Source organism: Frankia gtarii (genome assembly GCF_025403375.1).
In the GTDB taxonomy this organism is placed as follows: Bacteria; Actinomycetota; Actinomycetes; order Frankiales; family Frankiaceae; genus Frankia; species Frankia gtarii.
This window is the reverse complement of record NZ_JAMPTM010000644.1, coordinates 1-393: the sequence shown is the minus strand read 5'-3', so window position 1 is coordinate 393 and position 393 is coordinate 1. Positions and strand designations below refer to the sequence as shown.

The window sequence follows — 393 nt, the reverse complement described above, 5'->3', positions numbered from 1 at the left end:
GCAATGGGCGCACCCGATCTATTGCCCACATGTAAAAACTTCCCGGCTGGAACGACACGACTTCCTTATGCTTTTTATGGATATGAAAACCGATAAACTCCGGATGATGGATCGGCGTCAGGCCATAGGCCGGATCATAGATGCGCGTGGCCTCCTTGCCGACCCAGTAATAGAAATTTTCCTGCGGCGCGGCATCCTTGAAAATCCCGTATTTGCGGGCGAGGCGTGAGATACCGTCATTGCCAAAGACTGTAATGCCAATGGAGGCGGGCGTTACTTCCTTGTGGATCAATCGATAGTAAAGCGGACGCAATTTGCCTCTGCGCAGACCCACCCAGGTCGGCAGCGGATCGGTCGCGGCCATGTAATCCTCGAATTCATGAATAATCGGAT

At 52.7% G+C, this 393-nt stretch carries 1 protein-coding gene; it reads right to left on the bottom strand.

From position 1 onward, the window contains the following. Positions 1-364, bottom strand: a 364-nt coding sequence (locus NBZ83_RS34175) for a hypothetical protein (RefSeq protein WP_261576579.1), incomplete at its 3' end; no start/stop codon positions are given. Positions 365-393: the final 29 nt, after the last annotated feature.